We start from the raw sequence: 20,650 nt of genomic DNA on the forward strand, positions 1-20,650 counted from the left end.
GGGCAGGGGTTTGGATGTTTATGCGGACCAAACCCTAGCCGACGCCCTCCGGGGGGTCAGCGGGAGGGGTGCCTAGTCACTCCGTGGGTTCGCTGTCTTCCTTTCGCACCGACAGCAGGTCCTCCAGCTGCTCCTCCCGTGCCTGAGCCGCCACGAACAGCAGCTCGTCGCCCGGCTCCAGGGAGTCGTCGCGGGTCGGGGTGAGGACTCGGGTGCCGCGGATGATGGTGACCAGGGAGGTGTCCTCGGGCCACTCGACGTCACCGACCTGGGTGCCGGCCAGGGCCGACTCCTCGGGCAAGGTCAGTTCCACCAGGTTCGCGTCGCCGTGGCTGAAGCGGAGGAGGCGGACCAGGTCGCCGACCGAGACCGCTTCCTCGACCAGGGCCGACATCAGGCGGGGGGTGGAGACGGCCACGTCGACGCCCCAGGACTCGTTGAAGAGCCACTCGTTCTTGGGGTTGTTGACGCGGGCGACGACGCGTGGGACGCCGTACTCCGTCTTGGCGAGCAGGGAGACGACCAGGTTGACCTTGTCGTCGCCGGTCGCGGCGATGACGACGTTGCAGCGTTGCAACGCCGCCTCGTCCAGGGACGTGATCTCGCAGGCGTCGGCCAGCAGCCACTCCGCCTGGGGAACCCGCTCGACCGAGATGGCCGTGGGGGCCTTGTCGACCAGCAGGACCTCGTGGCCGTTCTCCAGCAGTTCGCCCGCGATCGAGCGGCCGACCGCGCCGGCACCGGCAATGGCGACCCTCATCAGTGACCGCCCTCCTCTTCGGGACCCTTGGCGAAGGACGCCTCGACCTTGTCGACCTCGTCGGTGCGCATCATCACGTGCACCAGGTCGCCCTCCTGCAGCACCGTCTGCGAGGTGGGCAGGATCGCCTCGCCGAGGCGAGTGAGGAATGCGACGCGGACGCCCGTCTCCTCCTGGAGCCTGCTGATCTTGTGACCGACCCACGCGGCGGAGGCGTGCACCTCGGCCAGCTGGACACCGCCGGTCGGGTCGCGCCACAGGGGCTCGGCGCCCGAGGGGAGCAGGCGGCGCAGCATCTGGTCGGCCGTCCAGCGGACCGTGGCCACGGTGGGGATGCCCAGGCGCTGGTAGACCTCGGCGCGGCGCGGGTCGTAGATCCGGGCCGCGACGTTCTCCACGCCGAACATCTCGCGGGCCACGCGCGCGGAGATGATGTTCGAGTTGTCGCCGCTGGAGACGGCGGCGAAGGCACCGGCCTCCTCGATGCCCGCCTCGCGGAGGGTGTCCTGGTCGAAGCCGACCCCGGTGACCCGGCGGCCGCCGAACCCGGGGCCGAGGCGGCGGAAGGCGGTGGGGTCCTGGTCGATCACGGCGACCGTGTGCCCCTGTTGCTCCAGGGTCTGGGCAAGTGCGGAACCCACTCTTCCGCAGCCCATGATGACGATGTGCACGACCGTCCTTCCGGTGTCCAGATATCTACTGCTCAGCTCAGGGTCTCAGACCGTCGCCCAAGCTACACACGCGCGGTACGACGTCGGCACCCCTGTGCACGGTTGCCGTGCCGCCTGTGATCCCAGCGACGGCTGATGCTCCGGACGCTCACCAGCGTCAGGATTCCGAGGCCGACGAGCGTCGCCGCGGCGCCGATCAGCTCTGCGTGCGCGTGCATGGGACCTCCTGGAGGCAGGCAACTGGGCGGTGACGCGCGGGAAAACGGGGGTGTTCGTCATATAGACATGACGGCGCGTCGCGGTGCGGAATCCGCAGCGGTGACCGCCTCTGATTTCACTCGTAGAGCAGATGCAGGGATGGGGATCCCCTCGCTCGAGCGAGTCGAGAGTGGGGGAGGGTGGTTGGGCACCCGTTCGAACGCCTACGATTACCTGTTGTGTCCAAACTGACCGACGTGCCCAAACGGATCCTGATCGGGCGCGCACTGCGCAGTGACCGGCTGGGCGAAACGCTCCTGCCGAAGCGCATCGCCCTCCCCGTCTTCGCCTCCGACCCGCTGTCCTCCGTGGCGTATGCCCCCGGAGAGGTGCTGCTGGTCCTGTCCATCGCGGGCGTGTCGGCGTACCACTTCAGCCCCTGGATCGCGCTCGCGGTCGTCGTGCTGATGTTCACCGTGGTCGCCTCCTACCGGCAGAACGTGCACGCCTACCCCAGCGGCGGCGGCGACTACGAGGTGGCGACCACCAACCTCGGCCCCAAGGCGGGCCTGACCGTCGCCAGCGCCCTGCTCGTCGACTACGTCCTCACGGTCGCCGTCTCGATCGCCTCCGGCATCGAGAACCTGGGCTCGGCGGTGCCGTTCGTGGTCGAGCACAAGGTGCTGTGTGCCGTCGCCGTGATCGTGCTGCTCACGCTGATGAACCTGCGGGGTGTGAAGGAGTCCGGCAAGCTCTTCGCCATTCCGACGTACGTCTTCGTCGGCGGCGTCTTCATCATGATCGCGTGGGGTGCGTTCCGCGGGCTGGTCCTGAACGACACCATGCAGGCACCGACGGCTCAGTACACGATCAAGGCCGAGCACCAGGGCCTGGCCGGATTCGCGCTGGTCTTCCTGATGCTGCGTGCCTTCTCCTCCGGCTGTGCCGCGCTCACCGGTGTCGAGGCGATCTCCAACGGGGTACCGGCCTTCCGCAAGCCCAAGTCGAAGAACGCCGCGACCACGCTCGCCGCGATGGGCCTGCTGGCCGTCACCATGTTCTGCGGCATCATCGTGCTCGCCCTGACGACCAAGGTCCGTATGGCCGAGAACCCGGCCACCGACCTGCTCAAGCACGGTGTCGGGGTCGGCGCGGACTACGTCCAGAACCCGGTGATCACGCAGGTCGCCGAGGCGGTCTTCGGCAAGGGCAGCTTCTTCTTCGTCGTCCTCGCCGCGGCCACCGCCCTGGTGCTGTTCCTGGCGGCCAACACCGCCTACAACGGCTTCCCGGTCCTCGGCTCGATCCTCGCCCAGGACCGCTACCTGCCCCGCCAGCTGCACACCCGCGGCGACCGGCTCGCGTTCTCGAACGGCATCGTGCTGCTCGCGGGCGCGGCCACGCTTCTGACCGTGATCTACGGCGCCGACTCGACGCGTCTGATCCAGCTGTACATCGTCGGCGTCTTCGTGTCCTTCACGCTCAGCCAGACCGGCATGGTCCGGCACTGGAACCGACACCTGGCCGTGGAGAAGGACCAGGCCAAGCGCCGTCATATGATCCGGTCCCGCGCCATCAACACCTTCGGTGCCTTCTTCACCGGCCTGGTGCTGGTCGTCGTCCTCGTCACGAAGTTCACCCACGGCGCCTGGGTCGCGCTGGTCGGCATGGTGATCTTCTACGCGACGATGACGGCCATCCGTAAGCACTACGACCGCGTCGCCGCAGAGATCGCGGCCCCCGAGGGTCCGAGCGACGACAGCGTCCGGCCGTCCCGCGTGCACTCGGTCGTCCTGATCTCCAAGATCCACCGCCCGACCCTGCGCGCCCTCGCGTACGCCAAGCTGATGCGCTCGGACTCGCTGGAGGCGCTCACCGTCAACGTCGACCCGGCCGAGACCAAGGCGCTGCAGGCGGAGTGGGAGCGGCGCGGGATCGACGTACCGCTGAAGGTCCTCGACTCGCCGTACCGCGAGATCACGCGGCCGATCATCGAGTACGTGAAGGGGCTGCGCAAGGAGTCGCCGCGGGATGCGGTGTCCGTGATCATCCCCGAGTACGTGGTCGGCCACTGGTACGAGCATCTGCTGCACAACCAGAGCGCGCTGCGGCTCAAGGGCCGTCTGCTGTTCACGCCGGGCATCATGGTCACCTCCGTGCCCTACCAGCTCCAGTCCTCGGAGGCGGCGAAGGTCCGGGCCCGCAAGCGGCAGGAGTGGAACGCGCCGGGTTCGGTGCGGCGCGGTCCGGCGCAGGGGGAGCGGTCCAAGGAGCCCTCGGGCACGCAGCACTGACGTCGACTGGTCAACGGCCGGACGGCACCCACGTAGACTGGTGGGCTGTTGTCCGGCCGTTTTCCTTCCTCGTACTTGGAGTCACCCCACCATGCAGGCAGAAGAGAAGAAGTCGCTGGTCGGGGAGGAGTACGAGGTCGAGGTCGGGCCCGTCGCGCACGGCGGGCACTGCATCGCCCGTACGGACGCCGGGCAGGTGCTGTTCGTGCGGCACGCGCTGCCCGGTGAGCGGGTCGTGGCACGGGTGACGGAGGGCGAGGAGGGGGCGCGCTTCCTGCGCGCGGACGCCGTTTCGGTGCTCTCGGCCTCCAAGGACCGGATCGAGGCACCCTGCCCCTACGCCGGCCCCGGGCGCTGCGGCGGCTGTGACTGGCAGCACGCCAAGCCGGGGGCGCAGCGCCGGCTGAAGGGCGAGGTCATCGCCGAGCAGCTGCAGCGGCTCGCGGGGCTGACGCCGGAGGAGGTCGGCTGGGACGGCACGGTGATGCCGGCCGAGGGCGACAAGCTGCCGGCCGGCGAGGTGCCGCAGTGGCGGACGCGCGTCCAGTACGCGGTCGACGCCGACGGCAACGCCGGTCTGCGCCGCCACCGCTCCCACGAGGTCGAGCCGATCGAGCACTGCATGATCGCGGCGCCGGGTGTGAGCGAGCTGGGCATCGAGGAGCGCGACTGGTCCGGCATGGCGTCCGTCGACGCGATCGCGGCGACCGGCTCCCAGGACCGCATGGTGATCCTGGAGCCCCGTCCGGGCGCCCGCCTCCCCCTCGTGGAGCTCGACAGGCCCGTCTCCGTCATGCGTGTCGAGGAGAAGGACGGCGGCATCCACCGCGTCCACGGCCGCGCCTTCGTGCGGGAGCGGGCCGACGGCCGGACCCACCGGGTGGGCAGCGGCGGCTTCTGGCAGGTCCACCCGATGGCCGCCGACACCCTGGTCAAGGCGGTCATGCAGGGCCTGTTGCCGCGCAAGGGCGAGATGGCGCTGGACCTGTACTGCGGGGTCGGCCTCTTCGCCGGCGCCCTCGCCGACCGTCTCGGCGAGAAGGGCGCGGTCCTCGGCATCGAGTCCGGCAAGCGGGCGGTCGAGGACGCCCGGCACAACCTCGCCGACTTCGACCGGGTGCGGATCGAGCAGGGCAAGGTGGAGAGCGTGCTTCCGCGCACCGGCATCACGGAGGTCGACCTGATCGTCCTGGATCCGCCGCGGGCGGGCGCCGGCAAGAAGACGGTGGAACATCTGGCCTCGCTGGGGGCACGGCGGATCGCGTATGTGGCCTGCGATCCGGCTGCGCTGGCGCGGGACCTGGGGTACTTCCGGGACGGGGGGTATCGGGTGCGGACCTTGCGGGCGTTCGATCTGTTTCCGATGACGCATCACGTGGAGTGCGTGGCGATCCTTGAGCCGGTCACCAAGCGCTCCTGACCTGCGGTTTTGTGGGTGAGCACGAGGTGCGGTGCGGGCTGGAGGCCGTGGAACGGTGACCGTGGGCATGTGACGGTGAACAAGGGCGGTGGCGCTGCCCGTGCGGAGGTCGCTGGGGTCGGCCGGCTTTACCTCTGCCATGGCCGCCATCCTGACGATGCGGAGCCTGCCGACCACGGTGAGCCGCCCGGTGCCCGCCGAGCCTCCGCCGTCGAACAGCGAGCGCCCCGCCGCCCGTCCGCGGCGGGCGAAGGCTCGCGAGTTGGTCGAACGGCTCCTCGTCGAAGGACACGTCCGGTTCACCCATGCCGATGATGAGGAGATCGCGGAATGGCGGCGCGTCGTCAACTACGCGAAGCGGCACGGCATGGAGCGGTGCTCACCGACGACGACTTTCTCCACGACCGTCCGCGCGGTGCGCGAGGGCCGCTCCATCTGCGACACCATCGTCACCTTCGTCCGTTTCCAGCTGTCCACCGACATCGGTGCCATCCTCACCCTGCTCGCGACCGTGCTGGCCGGACTGCCCGCCCCCTGTCCGCGATCCAGCTGCTCTGGGTGAACATCATCATGGACGGGCCGCCCGCCATGGCCCTCGGCGTCGATCCCCCACGGGGCAACGTGATGCACCGCCCGCCCCGCCCACCCGGCGAACGCATCCTGAGGGCCCGCCGTCTGATCGCCATCACCCGTTCGGGCGCCGTCATGGCCACCGGCACCGTGGCCGTCTTCGCCGTGGCCCGTCAGCTCACCGACGCCGCGATCGCGGCCACCATGGCCTTCACCACCTTCGTCCTCTGCCGGCTCTTCAACATTCTCGTCGCCCGCAGCGAGGACGACCCCGTCCTGGGCCGGCACCAGTTGCACAACCGCACCCTGTGGATCTCCCTGGCCGCCGTCCTCACCCTTCAGGTCGTCGTCGTGCAGGCGCCGTTCGCCCAGGGCGTCTTCGACATCGTCCCCTCGGCGCCGCGCAGTGGGCGATCTGCCTGGCCACCGCCTCCACTGTGCTCCTGGCCGACCTCGCCTGGCGGGCCGGCCGGGCGTGGCTCCCGGGCCCGACCCGCCGGCGACGCCTGCTCCAGGGCTGATCAGCGGCGCTGCGTCGAGTTGCCGGGCGGGCGCGACGCGCAGTCGCCATCGTCTCGGTGAGGCCGCGAGCCCATGGGCCCAACGGCAGGAGGTTGGGGGCCAACGGCCCTTGGGCGCTGCCCTCGTGGGGCATACGGTCGGGCTGAGTACGCATGGTGGGAAGCAGGACGGGGCTTGGCAGCGCCTCACCGCGGCAGCGGGTGACGTCGAACGGCCGGGGAGGACCGGGGTCAGGAGGCGGGCGTGGACACCATGACCGACACCACCGGCCGCGCGGCGACGGGCACCCGGATCGACCTGGATGACGTGTGCCGCCGTTATCGAGTGGGTCAGAGCACCGTCACCGCGCTGGACGAGGTCAACCTGCACGTGGACGAGAACGCCTTCGTCGTCGTGCTGGGCCCCTCCGGCTCGGGGAAGACCACGCTGCTCCATCTGATCGGAGCGCTCGACGCGCCGAGCGCGGGCCGGATCCGGATCGCCGGGCAGGACATCACGGCCGCCCCGCCGCGGGAGCTGCAGCGCTTCCGCCGCCACACCGTGAGTTTCGTCTTCCAGAGCTTCAATCTCTTCCCCGGCCTCACTGCCCTGGAGAACGTGCAGTTCGGGGCCGACGTCGCCGGCCGGAGCAACGCGGTCCGACTGGCAGCGGACATGCTGGGCCAGGTCGGCCTGGGCGACCGGGTGCGGCACTTCCCCCACGAACTGTCCGGCGGGGAACAGCAGCGCGTCGCCATCGCACGGGCGTTGGCCACCGGCAACCCGGTGCTGCTGGCGGACGAGCCCACGGGGGAGCTGGACTTCCGGACCGGGGTGCAGATCCTCGGGCTGTTGCGGGCCCAGGCCCAGGCGGGCAAGACGGTGCTGGTGGTCACCCACAACCGGGAGATCTCCCGGGTCGCCGACCGGGTGGTCGAGGTCTCCAGCGGCCGCGTCGTCAGCGACGGACCGCCGTCCGCAGGCCGCGCCGACGTCTCCGAGCTGCGCTGGTAGGGGTGGGCGGCGATGCGGTGATGAGCAGTCGGCTGATCTGGCTTCGCTGGTCCTGGCGGGATCTGCGCCAGCGGTGGGTGCTGGTGTTGGCCATCGCCCTCACCATCGCCCTGGGCACCGGGGCTTACGCGGGCTTCACCGGTACCGCCGACTGGCGTACCCGGTCGTACGACGCCAGCTACGCGAAGCTGGACATGCACGACGTGCGCGTGACCCTCACCAAGGGCACGACGGCGCCCGCCGGCATCCTCGGCATCGCCGCCGGCGTGACACTCGTCCTGGCGGTACTCATCGCCTTCAACGCCGCGAGCATCTCCGCCGACGAACGCTCCCGGGAGAACGCCACCATGTTCGCCTTCGGACTGCCCGTCCGCACCGTCCTGACCATGGCCGTGGCCGAGAGCGCCCTCCTCGGCACGCTCGGCACAGTCGCCGGAATCCTGCTCGGCCAGGGCATCGACCGCTGGATGGTCCAGATCCAGCTCGCCCGCACCATGCCGGAGATCGGCTTCGACGTCACCCTGGCCCCCGGCACCTACCTGACCGCACTCCTGCTCGGCATCGGAGCCGTGGCACTCACCCCGCTGCTCACCACCCGCCGCCTGCGCCGCATGAACATCCCCGCGACCCTCCGAGTCGTCGAATGACCGCGCGGCGGTCACCGAGGACCCGGTGCGGTCGCAGCTGGGAGGGACCGTGAAGGTCATCCTCACCGAGAGGGACGAGCACGCCCGCCGGCGCCCCGACCGTGCCGGCCGCCCGCCCTCGCGGCTGCTCTGCCGCATCGCCCTGGGCGCCGCCGTGGTCCTGTTGTCGGCCACCGCCTGCAGCGGACAGCCCGACCCCGCCGCCGGTACGACACCCCCGCTCCCGTCCGCCACGGCTTCCGGCGCCCCGCCGGGCGCGGAGGACGTACGGTCGGGCTTCGTCGCGTTCGGGGACTTCGGCACCGGCGGCGTGGCGCAGAACGCGGTCGCCCGGGCCATGGGGAGCTGGGCCCGGACCGGGCACCGGGTGGACGCCCTGGTCACCACCGGAGACAACGTCTACCCCGACGGGAACCCGCACTTGTTCGCACCCCTGCTCGACCGGCCCTACCGTGCCCTGCCGCGCCCGATGTGGATCACTCTCGGCAACCACGACGTCCAGGCCGGGCACGGGAGCGCCGAACTGCGTCACCTGGGCCTGCCGAACCTGCCGTACGCGAAGCGACTGCCCGGCATCCAGCTGCTGTTCCTCGACGCCAACCACCCCGACGCCGCCCAGACCCGCTGGCTGGAGGACCGTCTGTCCGCCTCCGGCCCCCCGGTGCGTGTGGTGGTCTTCCACCAGCCCGCCTGGTCCTGCTCGCTGCACGGTTCCACGCCCGCCGTCGACGCCCGCTGGGTTCCCGTCCTGGAACGTCACCGGGTCACGCTCGTACTGAGCGGTCACGACCACAACTACCAGCGATTCACCTCCGCGCACGGCGTCACCTACATCGTGACCGGGGGAGGGGGCGCCTCGCTGTACCCCATTGCGTCGGGCTGCCGGACCCCGCACCGCGCGGCCGCCGCCTCACGCCACCACTTCACCGCCGTCGAGGCCACCGCGACCCACGTGACCGTCACCGCGGTGGGCGACGACGGCGGTGTCCTGGACCGCACCGTCCTGCCCGTGCCGCAACCGTCGAGGCAACCCCAGCCGTGACGCCGTGGCCGAGCACGCGTCACCGCCCGCAGGGAACAGATCTGGCCGAGCTCCGCCCGGCATCCGCGCCCGGCGCACGCGACTTTGGACGTGTTCAGCCGTTGTCGGGACCATCGGACTCTTCGAGGCGCCGGGTTGCGAGGTCGTCGGCCCACTCCACTGCCCAGGTTCGAAGAGCGCCACGCCGTTGCCACAGGCCACGTCTCAGCGGATGTAGCCCGCGCCGGTGATGTCGATCGTGGCGCCCGTCGCATGGCGCGAACGACCGGACGCCCGGAACACGATCATCTCGGCCACGTCCTGGGGCGGAGTGATCTCGCCCAGTGGCATGCTCGCAGCGTCTGCTTCACCTGCCTCGGCGAGGTCTGTGGCAACCAACCCGGGTGCGACGGAGTAGGCGAGGACACCGTCGGCCGCGTATCCCCGGGCGATGCCTTTGCTCAGGGCCAGCAGGCCCGCCTTGGCGGCGCCGTAGTGTGCCATGCCCACCTCGGTCAGTGCCTCTCGGCCCGCTCCAGCTTGGTCTGTCCGCTGCTCGTGGGCACATCAGGCCGGCCCGACAGTGCGGCCATCCACGTCCTCCGCCTCTGCGGGGATCAGGGTGCCGCCCCCCCCGCTGCCGCTGCCACGGCGAAATCGCCGCGCGACTCCTGGACAGGACCCCGGCCCGTCCCTGGCGCATGACGACGGCGGACTACCGTCCCGCGGTCGCCCGCACTCCGCACGATCCTCAGCGACTGGTGGCTGACGTCTTGTCGGCGAAGACGCCGCCGTCCTGGCGGGCTGCCCCGCCGACCGGCCGGAGAACCCCCCTGCCGCGCTGCGCCGCTACGAGGACATCCGCCGACCGCGTGCCACTCGTGGGCAGCAGATGAGCCGGGGCAGGGCAGAGAGCAATCACCTGCCCGACGGACCCGCTCAGCAGGCCAGGGACGCCTCGTTCACGAATGAGGACCCTCCGGCGCACAACGCGTGGCGCTACGGGCATGACGCCGAGCCGGCTCCGCGGGAATCGTCGGCGGGACGCTGAGCCGGAGCCGTCCGCCACGGCTGGCACAGGTGTTCCGCAGTTCCCCTCCCCGACGCATCTGGAGGGGCGCGGTAGCCTGTGACGTATACGCCTGATTTGTGCGGTGATGGTGGGGTCGCGATGCCCACCACTGTATGAGCGGGGCCCGACCTGCGGGTGAGCAGGAGGTGCGGTGGACAAGGCTGACCCCGAACGCCACACAGAGCCACCAACGGGGCGAGAGGAGACTCTGGCCCTTCTGCTCCAGCAGGCGACGACATGCCTGGCCGGCCTGGGAGCCCTGGTGCACCTGCGGGACCGCGCGACAGGTCGGCTGCGCCGGGTGGCCGTCGCAGGGCTCGCCCGGGCAAACGCGGAGGTGTGGGCGGATCTGCACGAGGAGCAGGACGTCGCGCCCGTACTCGCCGTGCGGCAGAACGCCTTCGTCCACGTGGGCGGGGACAGCCTGGGTGTCGGAGCGGGAGGTACCGCGGCAATACCCCTCCCCGGTGCCGAGGGGCCTGTCGGTGTGGTCACCGTGCTCACTGCGAGGTCCGGTGGGCCGGATGAGGCGCAACAGTCCCTGCTGCGCGCGGTGGCAGCGTGGGCCGGCGCGCGCCTGGGCGGCGGACCGGATGTGCCGTCCCGCCCTGGTCCGGTCGCCGGAGTGGAGCGTTCTGTGCTCATAGGAGAGCTGACCGCTGCGCTCGCCGAGGCTGTCACCTCACGTGACGTCGTGCAGGCTGTCGCGGAGTATGTCCTGCCGCCGTTCGGCGCCGACGGGCTGGTGTTCCAGGTACTCGAAGGCGGTCGGCTGCATGTGGCCGGCGCCGTCGGATATCCGCAGGAGTTCCTCAGCGTGCTCGACGGCGTTCCGCTCGGCGCCCACGCCACGATCGACGATGTGGTGCGCAGCCGCACTCCCCGGTTCATCGAGTCGAGAGCGGAGATCTTCCGGCGCTATCCGACGATGGGACCGGTGAGTGAGGCGTCGCCGCAGGAGGCATGGGCCTTCCTGCCCATGCTGGTCTCCGGGCGTGTCATCGGTCTGTGCGTGGTGTCGTTCAGCGAGCCGCGTTCCTTCAGCGAGGAGGAGCGCACCCTGCTGACGGCTCTGAGCGGTCTGGTCGGTCAGTCGCTGGCCCGTGCCGGCCTCTACGACACAGAGCACGCCCGAGCCCAGGAACTGCAGCGCGGCCTGCTGCCCAGGACACTGCCCCGCCTGCCCGCCGCCAGCGCCGCTGCCCGGTATCTGCCTGCGGGACGGGGCGAAGAAGTGGGCGGCGACTGGTACGACCTGATACCCCTGTCCGCCGACCGGGTTGCCATGGTGATCGGCGACGTCATGGGGCACGGCATCACCGAAGCGGCCACCATGGGCCGGCTGCGCACCGCCGTACGTACCCTCGCCGATCTGGAGATGCCCCCCGACGAGCTGTTCAGCCGTCTCAACGACCTGGTCAGCGATCTCGGCGAGGATTTCTACGCCACCTGCCTGTACGCCGTTTTCGACCCCGTCGCGCGCACCTGCTCGTACTCCCTGGCCGGTCACCCGCCACCGGTCGTCGTCCAGCCCGACGGCACCGTCCACAGCCCCGACCTGATCCCCGATCCGCCGCTGGGCGCGGCCAACCCTCCTTTCGAGCTCCATCAGCTGCACCTGCCCGACGAGAGCCTTTTCGTCCTCTGTACCGACGGGCTCGTCGAATCCGTCACCCGGGACGTCGACCAAGGACTGGCTCAGCTGCGGCAAACCGTGTCACGTGCCGTGATCGACACCGCCTACTTCGAAACCGCGGACCAGGACGACGACCTCCGAAGCCTGGACGAGCTGTGCGACAAGATCGTCTCGGCCCTGCTCCCCGACCGCGGGCAGACGAACGACGACGCCGGCCTGCTCGTTGTCCATACCTGGTGCACCGCCGCCGGTGATATCGCCTCCTGCGGTCTCCCGAACGATCCCAGGGCAGCCGGACAAGCCCGTGAGTACATCCGCAAGCAGCTGGACGCCTGGGGACTGGACGATCTCGTGCTCACCACGGAGCTGCTGGTGAGTGAGATGGTGGGCAACGTCGTCCGGCACGCGCGCGGCCCGATCAGACTCCGCTTGCTCCGCAGCCGGTCCCTGACCTGCGAGGTCTACGACGGCAGCCTCACGACCCCCCGCATCCGCCACGCCAGCCACACCGACGAAGGCGGACGCGGTCTGCAGCTCGTCGCCGCCCTGTCCCACCGCTGGGGCGCCCGCTATCTGGAAGACGGTAAATGCATATGGACGGAGCAGGACCTTCCGCTCTGAGCCCGGCATGGCACGTCATGATGCCGGGCGAGAGCGCCGACGGCGCGGCGGAACTCTGCCGTCGCCCACCGGGCGGGGGTTCCCCGAGCGAGTGGATACAGGGACAGGCGGGTGTACGCGCGCTCGCTCCCGCTGTCTGGAGCCTGGGTGCCGGCCGACTTCATCATCAACCAGGAGGACAAGCCCGCCTGACGCCGTCGGCTGCTGGTCTTCCTCGCCCTGACCGGAGCCGTCAAGGGCTATGCCGACGGCCTGCCGACCGGGGCGCTCGCGGCCGAGGACGCGTGGTGGACCGGGGTCGACCCGGCGGCCGTGGGCGCGGTGGTCCCCGGTTACGCCGTACTCGCCTACGCCCGCGACCCCCCACGTAGCGCCGCCGACACCGCCGCCTGCCGCACCGCCCTGCCGGACACCTGGGACCTGCGGACCGTGCTGCGCCCGGGCGCCCCGGACACGGAGTCCGCCGACGCGCCGGCCGAGAAGACGGCGGCGGCCCGCACGGCGGGTGCGGACGCGGTGGACTTCTACCACTACGGCCTGGTGCCGTTCCCCGTGCTCGAACGCGTCCCCACCGCCCTCGCCGGCCGAGCGGCATGACGGTGTCCGTGGCTCAGCCCTTGACGGCCGAGCTGGCGACGCCCTGGACGAACCAGCGCTGGAAGAAGGCGAACACGATCAGGACGGGGAGGACCAGGAGGACGCCGAAGGCGAGGATCTGGCCCCAGTCCGGGGGCTGTTGGCCCTGGAACACGCTCATCTCGAGGGGGAGGGGGCGGACGGAGGGGTCGGAGACCATCAACACCGGCCACAGGAACGAACCCCACTGGGTCAGGAACGTGAGGATCGCGACCGAGGCGAACACCGGCTTCGACATCGGCACGATGATCGCGAAGAACGTGCGCCACGGGCCCGCGCCGTCCAGCCTCGCCGCCTCCTCGATGCTCGGCGGGATCGAGCGGAAGAACGTGTGGAACTGGTAGACCGAGAAGGCGTTGGCGATGAATGGGATCGCCTGGATGTAGAGGGTGTCGCGCTGGTCGTTGAACAGGTAGAAGAGCGGGACGGCCACCGACTCGAACGGGACCAGCATCAGCAGCAGGACGAGCGTGAAGACGGCGTTGCGGCCACGCCACTTCAGCCGTGACATGCCGTACGCCGCCATCGAGTTGACGAACAGGCCGCCGGTCACGACCACGAACGCGATGAGCAGCGAGATGCCCATGAAGCGCCAGAAGTAGCCGGTGCTGTCGGAGTCGAGGGCTTCGAGGACGTGCGCGTAGTTGTCGAAGGACAGGTGGGTGGGGAGGAAGCCCGTCAGGCCGTTCAGCACCTCGTCGGAGGGCTTGAGGCTGCCCAACAACAAGTAGAGGACGGGGAGTACGAAGATGAATGCCAGGACGCCGAGGACGGTGTAGTCGACGGCGCGGCGCAGCGGCGCGCGGGTCGTGGCCATGGTGGTGTCAGTCCTCGTTGTCGGGCCGGACGACGCGGCGCTGGATGAGGGTCAGGGCGACGACGATCAGGAAGAAGACGACGGTGATCGCGGACGCCTGGCCGATGTTGTTCTGGTCGAAGGCGGTGGTGACGGCCTGGTACATGACCGTGCGGGCGGCGTCCTCGTCGAGACCGCCGCCGTGGATGAGGACGTACACCTGGTCGAAGACCCGGAAGGACAGCACCGAGGTCAGCATCGCGACGAAGACGAGGGTGCCGCGGATGCCGGGCAGGGTCACATGCCGGAACTGCTGCCGGCGCGTGGCGCGGTCGAGTTCGGCGGCCTCGTACAACTCACCGGGGATCTGCTGGAGGCCGGCCAGCAGGATGACCATCTGGAAGCCCACTCCCTGCCACACCGACAGCACGATGATCGAGGCCATCGCGGTGGCGCCGTCGCCGAGCCAGTCGAAGGCACCCCAGTTGCCGAAACTCACCGCGTGCAGCGCCGAGTTGAGCAGGCCCTGGTCGCTGCGGGCCAGGATGAGCCGCCAGACGACGGCGACCAGCGTCATGGGGAAGACGACCGGCATGAAGAACAGGGACCGGAACAGGCCGATCGCCTTCAGCTTGCGGTTGAGGAGGATCGCCAGCGCCAGCGCCAGGCCCGTCTGCACCGGTACGACGACCACGGCGAACGTCAGGTTGTTCAGCAGCGCCCGCAGGAACGGGCCCGAGATGTCCGGGTCGGTGAACAGCCGCCGGTACTGCTCCAGACCGAAGAACCTGGGCGCCAGCGGGGAGCCGAGGCGCACGTTGTAGAAGGAGAGGACGACGGCGTAGCCGAACGGGATGCCGACGAAGGCGATGAGGCCGGCGACGGCGGGTGTGGACATGAGCAGTCCGTGCAGCCAGTCGCGGTTCCTGGGCCGTCCGGCACGCGCCGGCTTCACGGAGGTCACGGGTGGGCTTTCCGGCCTGCGGGAGGACACTGCGTGTGCGGGTTCCACGGTCTTCACGGGGGGTCCTGTTCCCGGCCGGGGCGGAATCGCGTCGTACCCGCGTCCGCCCCGGCCGAAGCGTCCTACTGGATCTTGTAGCCGTCGTTGTCGGAGAAGTCCTGGTCGATGGCGCGAGCGGCCTTGGCCAGGGCGCTCTTCGGGTCGGCGCCGCCGTAGATCGAGTTCAGGGCGTCACCGAACTTGGCGGTGATGGTGGGGTATCCCGCGGTGACCGGGCGGGTCGCGGCCACGCAGGACTTGGTGATGTCGCTGTCGCCGCAGGGCTTGGCGAGCTGCTCGGCGAAGAGCTCCAGCGGGCCGCCCTTCTTGTACAGGGGGCTCGCGGCGAGCGCGGTCTTCGTGGCGGGCGGGGCGCCGTTCGCCGTCGTCATCGCGGTGACGTTGGTGTCGCCCAGGAGGTCGTCGAGGAAGGCGCCGGCGGCCTTGCCGTTCTTGGAGTTCGCGCCGATGCCCCAGGCCCAGGAACCCTGGCCGGTCTTGGGGCCGTCGCCGAAGTCGGGCAGCGGCAGGACGACGAGGTCGCTGCCGAGGGCCTTGCTGTAGGCGGGGTACATCCAGTGGCCGACCCAGCTCAGCGCGACCCGGCCCTTGGCGAAGGCGTTGCCGTCGGTGTTCGGGTCGACGTACGTCTTCCAGGACTGGAAGGTCTTCATCGCCGAGACGACGGCCGGGGCGTCGAGGGTGCCCTCGGCCTTGCCGTCCTTGATGAGCGAGCCGCCGGCCGACCAGACGACCGGGGCGAAGCCGTAGGTGCCCCACTCGGTGGCGAAGCCGTTGTTCTCCTGCACGTCGAGGGTCTTGCCGTCGGAGTCCTTGGCCTTGAGCGCCTTGAGCGCGGCGGTGAACTCGGCGGCCGTCCAGTCGTCGGACAGGCTCGTCGGGTACTTCACCCCGGCCGCGTCCAAAAGCTTCTTGTTGCCGTAGATGCCGAGCCCGGAGTCGTACATCCCCAGGCCGTAGTGCTTGCCGCCGATCTCGCCCTGTGCCTTGCTGGCGGCGGTGGCGTTGGACATCGTCTTCGCGGAGACGTACGAGTCGATCGGCGCGAGCTTCTTGTTGTAGACGAAGTTCGCCATGGTCGGGCCGTCGAACTCCATCACGTCCGGCAGCTTGGAGGCGTCGGTGGCGGTGATGGTCTTGGTGTAGTCGTTGCCGGGTATCAGCTTCAGCTCGACCTTGATCCCGCTCTGGGAGGAGTTGAAGGACTTCACCGCGTTCTGCAGGGCGGTGTCCTCGCTCTTCTGCCCCTGGTGGGCCCAGACGCTGATCGTGCCCTTCCCGCTGCCGGCCGCGGCGGAGGTGTCACCGCCACCGCTGCCTCCGCCGCAGGCGGCCAGGGCCGCGAGGGGCAGGGCGAGGGCCAGTCCCGTACAGGCTGTACGGCGGTACCTTCTGCTGGTCGAGTTCATGGTTGTGCCTCCGTGTGGTGCGAGGGTTTTCGAGGTGCGCCGGTGTCGTCAGGCGTGGGGGCTCACGGGGGAGGGGCTTCCCGGTGTCACTGGGGTCCGCGGGGGCGCGGCGGTGCGGTGGTCTCGCGCAGGACGAGACGGATGGGCATCTGCACATGTCCGGGCCGCTCGGCACCCGGCTCGTCGAGCTGGCGCAGCAGCAGCCGGGCGGCCTCGGCGCCCTGGCCGGCCACCGGCTGGGCGACGGTGGTCAGCCCGATCACGTCGGACAGCTCGTGGTCGTCGAAGCCGACCACCGACACGTCGTCCGGCACTCGGAGCCGATGCCGTCTGAGCGCGCGCAACGCGCCCATCGCCATCTCGTCCGACTGGGCGAACACGGCGGTCGGCGGCCGGGAGACGGCCAGCAACTCGGTCATCGCCCGCTCGCCGCCCTCGACGGTGTAGTCGCCGTCCGCCTCCAGCGCCGGATCGTGCCCGATCCCGGCGTCGGCCAGCACGTCCAGATACGCCTGGCGGCGCGCGACGGGCGTGGTCCAGTGCTGCGGCCCGCTCGACCCGCTGATCATGCCGATCCGGCGATGGCCCAGGTTCACCAGATGCCGTACGGCGCTCTCCGCGCCGGCCCGGTCGTCGATGCCGACCACGCTGAAGCCGGGCCGGGCGTCGCCCACCGTGCTGGCCAGCGGCACCCCGAGCGAACGCAGCGCGGCCGACTCCTCCTCGTCGGGGATGAGCAGTGACAGCACCGCGTCCACCCGCTTGCGGACCGGCATCTTGGTGAAGAAACGCTTGCGTGACTCCGCCGAGCCCAGGTTGTACAGCAGGACGTCGTACCCGGCGGCGCTGAACACGTGCTCGGCGGCGTCCAGCACGGTGCCGAAGAACCAGCGGCCCACGTACGGCACCACGACCCCGATGGTGAAGGTGCGGCCGCTGGCCAGGCTGGACGCCGAGCGGGACGCCGTATAGCCGAGCCGGTCGGCGACGGCCGTGATCTGCGCCCGCACCTCGTCGGAGACGCCCGGCCGGCCGCGCAGGGCTCGGGACACGGTGGACGCCGAGACTCCGGCTGCGCGGGCGACATCGGTGATGCTGACGGTCACAGCGCTGTTCTCCCGTCTGTTTCACATCGGTGTGATCTGGGGGTGACGAGACCGTAAGCCCGGTCTCGCTGTTGCGCAAGCGTTTGCGTTCAGTTTTACTTGGGCCAATTCTGAAGTGAGACCTTCTGTGCCCTTGGTCAGCGCATGCGTTTGAGCGCTGTGAGCCGACAGGAACTGTGCATGCGATACGCCCCGCCCGGCCTCTGCGTGAACGACTTCGCCCTGCTCCGCGACGGCGACGGCACCTACGCGGTGCTGCACTTGCAGGGCCCGTGGACGGCCGAGTTCGACCACCTGAGGATGGAGACCTCGTACGGCAGGGCCACCTCCACCGACCTGGTCGCCTGGCGGCCCGAGGGCACCGCCTTCGGCAACGGTCTGCCCGGCCGCTTCGACCAGCAGGCGGTGTGGACCATGCATCCGATCCGGCAGGGGTCCGGCATGGCGATGTTCTACACGGGCGTGAGTGGACTGACGGACCGCGGCTGGCCGTTGCAGTCGGTCGGCCTCGCCTACTCCGACCGCACCGACGGCACCGGCTGGCGCCGCCATGGCACCGGGCCCGTCGTCGAGGCGGACGCCCGCTGGTACCGCACCGGCGAACGCATGGGCTGGCGCGACCCGTTCGTCGTACGCGACGACGAGGGGGACGGCTGGGTGATGGTCGTCTGTGCCGCCGACGCCTCGCTGCCGGTGGAGGCCGGCGGGTGCGTGGCGTGGGCGACTTCGGACGACCTGGAGCACTGGACGGTCCATCCGCCGCTCATCTCACCTGGTGACGTGGACGAGTTGGAGTGCCCGGTCCTCGAACGTCTCGACGACGGAAGCTGGTTGCTGATCGGTTCGATCGGCGCGACGCGCGGGTTCGAGGCGTGGACCGCGCCGAGGCTGAGGGGGCCGTGGACCCGCCGTGGACCGATGGGCCCGACCGGCTCGTACGCGCCGCGCGTCGTCGCCGCTCCCGACGGCTCCCGCGTCGTCCTGCACACCACGCCTCGCCGGGTGGACCTGACGGACTCGGGCGAGCGGTGCCGGGGGATGCTGGCCCAGCCCAAGTCCCTTGTCGTACGCGAGGGTTCGGCGCCGCGCCTGGAGTGGTGGCCCGGTCTGGACGCCTGGCTGCTGGAGGCGACGACGGAACCCACGTTGCACGCGGTCGGGGACATCGATGTCTCCGGGCGGGCGGAGATCACCCTGCGGACGGGCGACGACGGCGTCCCCGCCCTCGTCGTCGGCTGCGACGGCAAGAACCTCTGGGTCGCCGGACCCGCCGGCGCGCCCTTGGGCGAGACCGTCCTGACCGAACCCGCCTCGACCCTGCGTGTTCTCACCATAGGGGAGTACGTCGAGGTGTACGCCGACGGCGTCTTCGTCCTGACCACCCTGTGCTACTCGGGCCAACCCGCGTGCTGGACCGTGGTGACGGAAGGAAGCACCCGCACCATCCCCGTCCGCCCGATCCGCCTGCCCGATCCGACCCGCGACGACGCGTCCGCGGTGTGGCCGGGACCGCCGACGCGGTAGGGAACGGGACCCTGTGCTCCGGCCCTAGGAGAATCCGCCGTTGCTCAGCAGAAGCTGGCCGTTGATCCACTGTCCCTGGGGTGAGCAGAGGAAGTCGACGAGGTGCGCGGTGTCCTGCGGGGTGCCGAGGCGGTTGAGCGGGGTCTGGCGGAGCACGAACGCGCGCCCTTCGTCGGTCATCCAACCGGTGTCCACCGGCCCCGGGTTGATCACATTGGCGGTGATGCCGAGGTGGGCGAGTTCATGTGCGGCCGCCAGGGTGATGCGGTCCAGGGCGCCTTTGCTCGCGCCGTAGGGGAGGTTGCCGACGGTGTGGTCGCTGGTCAGGGCGATGATCCGGCCACTGCCCGGGGTGCCGGCGAAGCGCCGGCCGTACTCGCGGATCAGCAGCCAGCTCGCGCGGGCGTTGATCGCGAAGTGCCGGTCGAAGCTTTCGACGGTGGTGTCGAGCAGGCCGGAGTCGACCGACTCGCAGTGGCACATCACCAAGGCGGTGACACCGCCGAGACGCCGCTCGGCCTCGTCGAAGATGCGGGCCGGAGCGTCCGGATCGGCGAGGTCCGCCTCGATGGCCGCGGTGGCGGCGCCGTGTTCGGCGAGGGCGTGGGTGATCGCACCGGTCGCGCCGGGCTCGCGGCCCCAGGTCATCCGCTCGTCGTAGGGAGTCCAGTAGGCGAAGGCGATGTCCCAGCCCGATGCCGCCAGCCGGCAGGCGATTCCCGCACCGATGCCGACGGTGCGGCCCACCCCGGTGATCAGCGCGAGCGGGCGGTCGGAAGCGGAAGACCGGCCCTCGTCGGGACGTCGTCGGTCGGTGCTCGTCACGGTCCGAGATCGTTCATGATCGGAGTCGGCGCGGCAACTGCTTTTCGGGAGGTGACCGGTGCGACCGGCGCGGGTCCCCGCGCACCGAGCCGCGACCATGGGGGAATCCCGTTTGCCGCAGACGATCCGGCTGGTTAGCTTCGGCTCCATGGCGGATGACGAACCCACACGCGCGGCCCGGCTGCTGGATGCCCAGGCGAAGGCCGAGCGGCTCTTCGCGGAGGTCGAGGGGCGCGGGCTCATCGCGCCGGGCGAGGGGGAGCGGGCGGTCAGCGACCGGGTCCGGGATCTGGCCGACGAACTGTTCGGCACGACCCGGCACTGGCACAAGCGGATCATCCGCTCGGGCCCCAACACCCTCAAGCCGTACCGGGAGAACCCGCCGGACCGGGTGATCGGCACGGATGACATCGCGTTCGCCGACTTCGGGCCGATCTTCGAGGAGTACGAGGCCGACTTCGGCCGGACCTTCGTTCTCGGCGACGACCCGGCCAAGCAACGGCTCCGGGACGACCTGCCGAAGATCTTCGCGGCGGGCAAGAGGTTCTTCGCCGAACACGCCGACATCACCGGCAAGCAGCTGTACGCGGAGGTGGAGCGGTCGGCCGCCGAGGCCGGCTGGGAGTTGGGCGGCTGGCACGCCGGGCACCTGGTCGGTGAGTTCCCGCACGAGTGGATCGACGGCGCGGACGTGGAGTCGTACATCGCCCCCGCCAACGACACACCACTCCGCCGTACCGACAAGGCCGGCCGCACCTGCCACTGGATCCTGGAGATCCATCTCGTCGACCGGGAGCGGGAGTTCGGAGGCTTCCACGAGGAACTGCTCACCCTCGGCTGATCGGATGGCAGGGGTCGGAACGTACGCGTCCTGGACGATGGCCTTCAACGTGCTGTTCCGGCAT

At 70.3% G+C, this 20,650-nt stretch carries 19 protein-coding genes; 11 read left to right on the plus strand and 8 right to left on the minus strand.

What is annotated here, in order from left to right; genetic code table 11:
* Positions 1 to 76: 76 nt before the first annotated feature.
* Positions 77 to 760, minus strand: a complete 684-nt coding sequence (locus ACWC09_RS48270; protein ID WP_450858184.1) for a potassium channel family protein — start codon at positions 758 to 760, stop codon at positions 77 to 79.
* Entirely contained in the window at positions 760 to 1,431 is a 672-nt protein-coding gene (locus ACWC09_RS48275; RefSeq protein ID WP_450858186.1) for a potassium channel family protein, read from the minus strand. The genes ACWC09_RS48270 and ACWC09_RS48275 overlap by 1 nt, the downstream gene beginning before the upstream one ends.
* Before the next feature lie 437 nt (positions 1,432 to 1,868).
* Between ACWC09_RS48275 and ACWC09_RS48280 the strand changes: the two genes are divergently transcribed.
* From ACWC09_RS48280 to ACWC09_RS48310, 7 genes are all read left to right on the plus strand, one after another.
* Complete coding sequence (locus tag ACWC09_RS48280) at positions 1,869 to 3,923, plus strand: APC family permease (RefSeq protein WP_450858188.1); 2,055 nt, start codon at positions 1,869 to 1,871, stop codon at positions 3,921 to 3,923.
* Positions 3,924 to 4,014: 91 nt separating this feature from the next.
* Complete coding sequence (locus tag ACWC09_RS48285) at positions 4,015 to 5,343, plus strand: class I SAM-dependent RNA methyltransferase (RefSeq protein WP_450858190.1); 1,329 nt, start codon at positions 4,015 to 4,017, stop codon at positions 5,341 to 5,343.
* Between the two features lie 139 nt (positions 5,344 to 5,482).
* Positions 5,483 to 5,905, plus strand: coding sequence for a hypothetical protein (locus tag ACWC09_RS48290; RefSeq protein WP_450858191.1), 423 nt, complete (start codon positions 5,483 to 5,485; stop codon positions 5,903 to 5,905).
* On the plus strand, positions 5,902 to 6,495 hold the full coding sequence (locus ACWC09_RS48295) for a cation transporting ATPase C-terminal domain-containing protein (protein WP_450858193.1): 594 nt from the start codon (positions 5,902 to 5,904) through the stop codon (positions 6,493 to 6,495). The genes ACWC09_RS48290 and ACWC09_RS48295 overlap by 4 nt, the downstream gene beginning before the upstream one ends.
* Before the next feature lie 192 nt (positions 6,496 to 6,687).
* Positions 6,688 to 7,428 (plus strand): ABC transporter ATP-binding protein, encoded by a 741-nt coding sequence (locus ACWC09_RS48300; RefSeq protein ID WP_450858222.1) that lies wholly within the window; start codon positions 6,688 to 6,690, stop codon positions 7,426 to 7,428.
* A gap of 20 nt (positions 7,429 to 7,448) precedes the next feature.
* Positions 7,449 to 8,075, plus strand: a complete 627-nt coding sequence (locus ACWC09_RS48305) for an ABC transporter permease (protein WP_450858194.1) — start codon at positions 7,449 to 7,451, stop codon at positions 8,073 to 8,075.
* Positions 8,076 to 8,124: 49 nt separating this feature from the next.
* The gene (locus tag ACWC09_RS48310) at positions 8,125 to 9,117 is read left to right on the plus strand and encodes a metallophosphoesterase family protein (protein WP_450858197.1); all 993 of its coding nucleotides are present in this window, start codon (positions 8,125 to 8,127) and stop codon (positions 9,115 to 9,117) included.
* 204 nt (positions 9,118 to 9,321) lie between these two features.
* Here the strand turns inward: ACWC09_RS48310 and ACWC09_RS48315 are convergent, their stop codons facing one another.
* A complete protein-coding gene (locus ACWC09_RS48315) occupies positions 9,322 to 9,600 on the minus strand; it encodes an SDR family oxidoreductase (protein WP_450858199.1) in 279 nt (92 codons plus the stop codon).
* 719 nt (positions 9,601 to 10,319) lie between these two features.
* Here ACWC09_RS48315 and ACWC09_RS48320 point away from each other — a divergent pair.
* Both ACWC09_RS48320 and ACWC09_RS48325 read left to right on the plus strand, forming a co-directional pair.
* Positions 10,320 to 12,425, plus strand: a complete 2,106-nt coding sequence (locus ACWC09_RS48320) for an ATP-binding SpoIIE family protein phosphatase (RefSeq protein WP_450858200.1) — start codon at positions 10,320 to 10,322, stop codon at positions 12,423 to 12,425.
* Between the two features lie 312 nt (positions 12,426 to 12,737).
* Positions 12,738 to 13,022: a hypothetical protein gene (locus ACWC09_RS48325; protein ID WP_450858201.1), complete on the plus strand. Its 285-nt coding sequence runs from the start codon at positions 12,738 to 12,740 to the stop codon at positions 13,020 to 13,022.
* Positions 13,023 to 13,035: 13 nt separating this feature from the next.
* Here ACWC09_RS48325 and ACWC09_RS48330 read toward each other — a convergent pair whose 3' ends face one another.
* The 4 genes from ACWC09_RS48330 to ACWC09_RS48345 form a co-directional block, all read right to left on the minus strand.
* A complete protein-coding gene (locus tag ACWC09_RS48330) occupies positions 13,036 to 13,878 on the minus strand; it encodes a carbohydrate ABC transporter permease (RefSeq protein WP_450858203.1) in 843 nt (280 codons plus the stop codon).
* Between the two features lie 7 nt (positions 13,879 to 13,885).
* A complete protein-coding gene (locus ACWC09_RS48335; protein WP_450858205.1) occupies positions 13,886 to 14,821 on the minus strand; it encodes a carbohydrate ABC transporter permease in 936 nt (311 codons plus the stop codon).
* 122 nt (positions 14,822 to 14,943) lie between these two features.
* Positions 14,944 to 16,290, minus strand: a complete 1,347-nt coding sequence (locus ACWC09_RS48340; protein ID WP_450858207.1) for an ABC transporter substrate-binding protein — start codon at positions 16,288 to 16,290, stop codon at positions 14,944 to 14,946.
* Positions 16,291 to 16,376: 86 nt separating this feature from the next.
* A complete protein-coding gene (locus tag ACWC09_RS48345; protein ID WP_450858208.1) occupies positions 16,377 to 17,396 on the minus strand; it encodes a LacI family DNA-binding transcriptional regulator in 1,020 nt (339 codons plus the stop codon).
* Between the two features lie 180 nt (positions 17,397 to 17,576).
* Between ACWC09_RS48345 and ACWC09_RS48350 the strand changes: the two genes are divergently transcribed.
* Entirely contained in the window at positions 17,577 to 18,920 is a 1,344-nt protein-coding gene (locus tag ACWC09_RS48350; RefSeq protein ID WP_450858210.1) for a mucin-1, read from the plus strand.
* A gap of 24 nt (positions 18,921 to 18,944) precedes the next feature.
* Here the strand turns inward: ACWC09_RS48350 and ACWC09_RS48355 are convergent, their stop codons facing one another.
* Positions 18,945 to 19,745: an SDR family oxidoreductase gene (locus tag ACWC09_RS48355; RefSeq protein WP_450858211.1), complete on the minus strand. Its 801-nt coding sequence runs from the start codon at positions 19,743 to 19,745 to the stop codon at positions 18,945 to 18,947.
* A 148-nt stretch (positions 19,746 to 19,893) separates the two neighbouring features.
* Between ACWC09_RS48355 and ACWC09_RS48360 the strand changes: the two genes are divergently transcribed.
* Complete coding sequence (locus tag ACWC09_RS48360) at positions 19,894 to 20,586, plus strand: M24 family metallopeptidase (protein WP_450858213.1); 693 nt, start codon at positions 19,894 to 19,896, stop codon at positions 20,584 to 20,586.
* Positions 20,587 to 20,650 lie beyond the last annotated feature (64 nt).

This window comes from Streptomyces sp. NPDC001617 (assembly GCF_053596855.1).

Bases quoted from the DNA above. Each gene is read 5' to 3' on its own strand.
- ACWC09_RS48315 (WP_450858199.1), bottom strand. From the start codon at position 9,600: ATGGCACACTACGGCGCCGCCAAGGCGGGCCTGCTGGCCCTGAGCAAA.
- ACWC09_RS48290 (WP_450858191.1), top strand. From the start codon at position 5,483: ATGGCCGCCATCCTGACGATGCGGAGCCTGCCGACCACGGTGAGCCGC.
- ACWC09_RS48360 (WP_450858213.1), top strand. From the start codon at position 19,894: ATGGCGGATGACGAACCCACACGCGCGGCCCGGCTGCTGGATGCCCAG.
- ACWC09_RS48340 (WP_450858207.1), bottom strand. From the start codon at position 16,290: ATGAACTCGACCAGCAGAAGGTACCGCCGTACAGCCTGTACGGGACTG.
- ACWC09_RS48270 (WP_450858184.1), bottom strand. From the start codon at position 760: ATGAGGGTCGCCATTGCCGGTGCCGGCGCGGTCGGCCGCTCGATCGCG.
- ACWC09_RS48350 (WP_450858210.1), top strand. From the start codon at position 17,577: ATGCGATACGCCCCGCCCGGCCTCTGCGTGAACGACTTCGCCCTGCTC.
- ACWC09_RS48285 (WP_450858190.1), top strand. From the start codon at position 4,015: ATGCAGGCAGAAGAGAAGAAGTCGCTGGTCGGGGAGGAGTACGAGGTC.
- ACWC09_RS48330 (WP_450858203.1), bottom strand. From the start codon at position 13,878: ATGGCCACGACCCGCGCGCCGCTGCGCCGCGCCGTCGACTACACCGTC.
- ACWC09_RS48305 (WP_450858194.1), top strand. From the start codon at position 7,449: ATGAGCAGTCGGCTGATCTGGCTTCGCTGGTCCTGGCGGGATCTGCGC.
- ACWC09_RS48300 (WP_450858222.1), top strand. From the start codon at position 6,688: ATGACCGACACCACCGGCCGCGCGGCGACGGGCACCCGGATCGACCTG.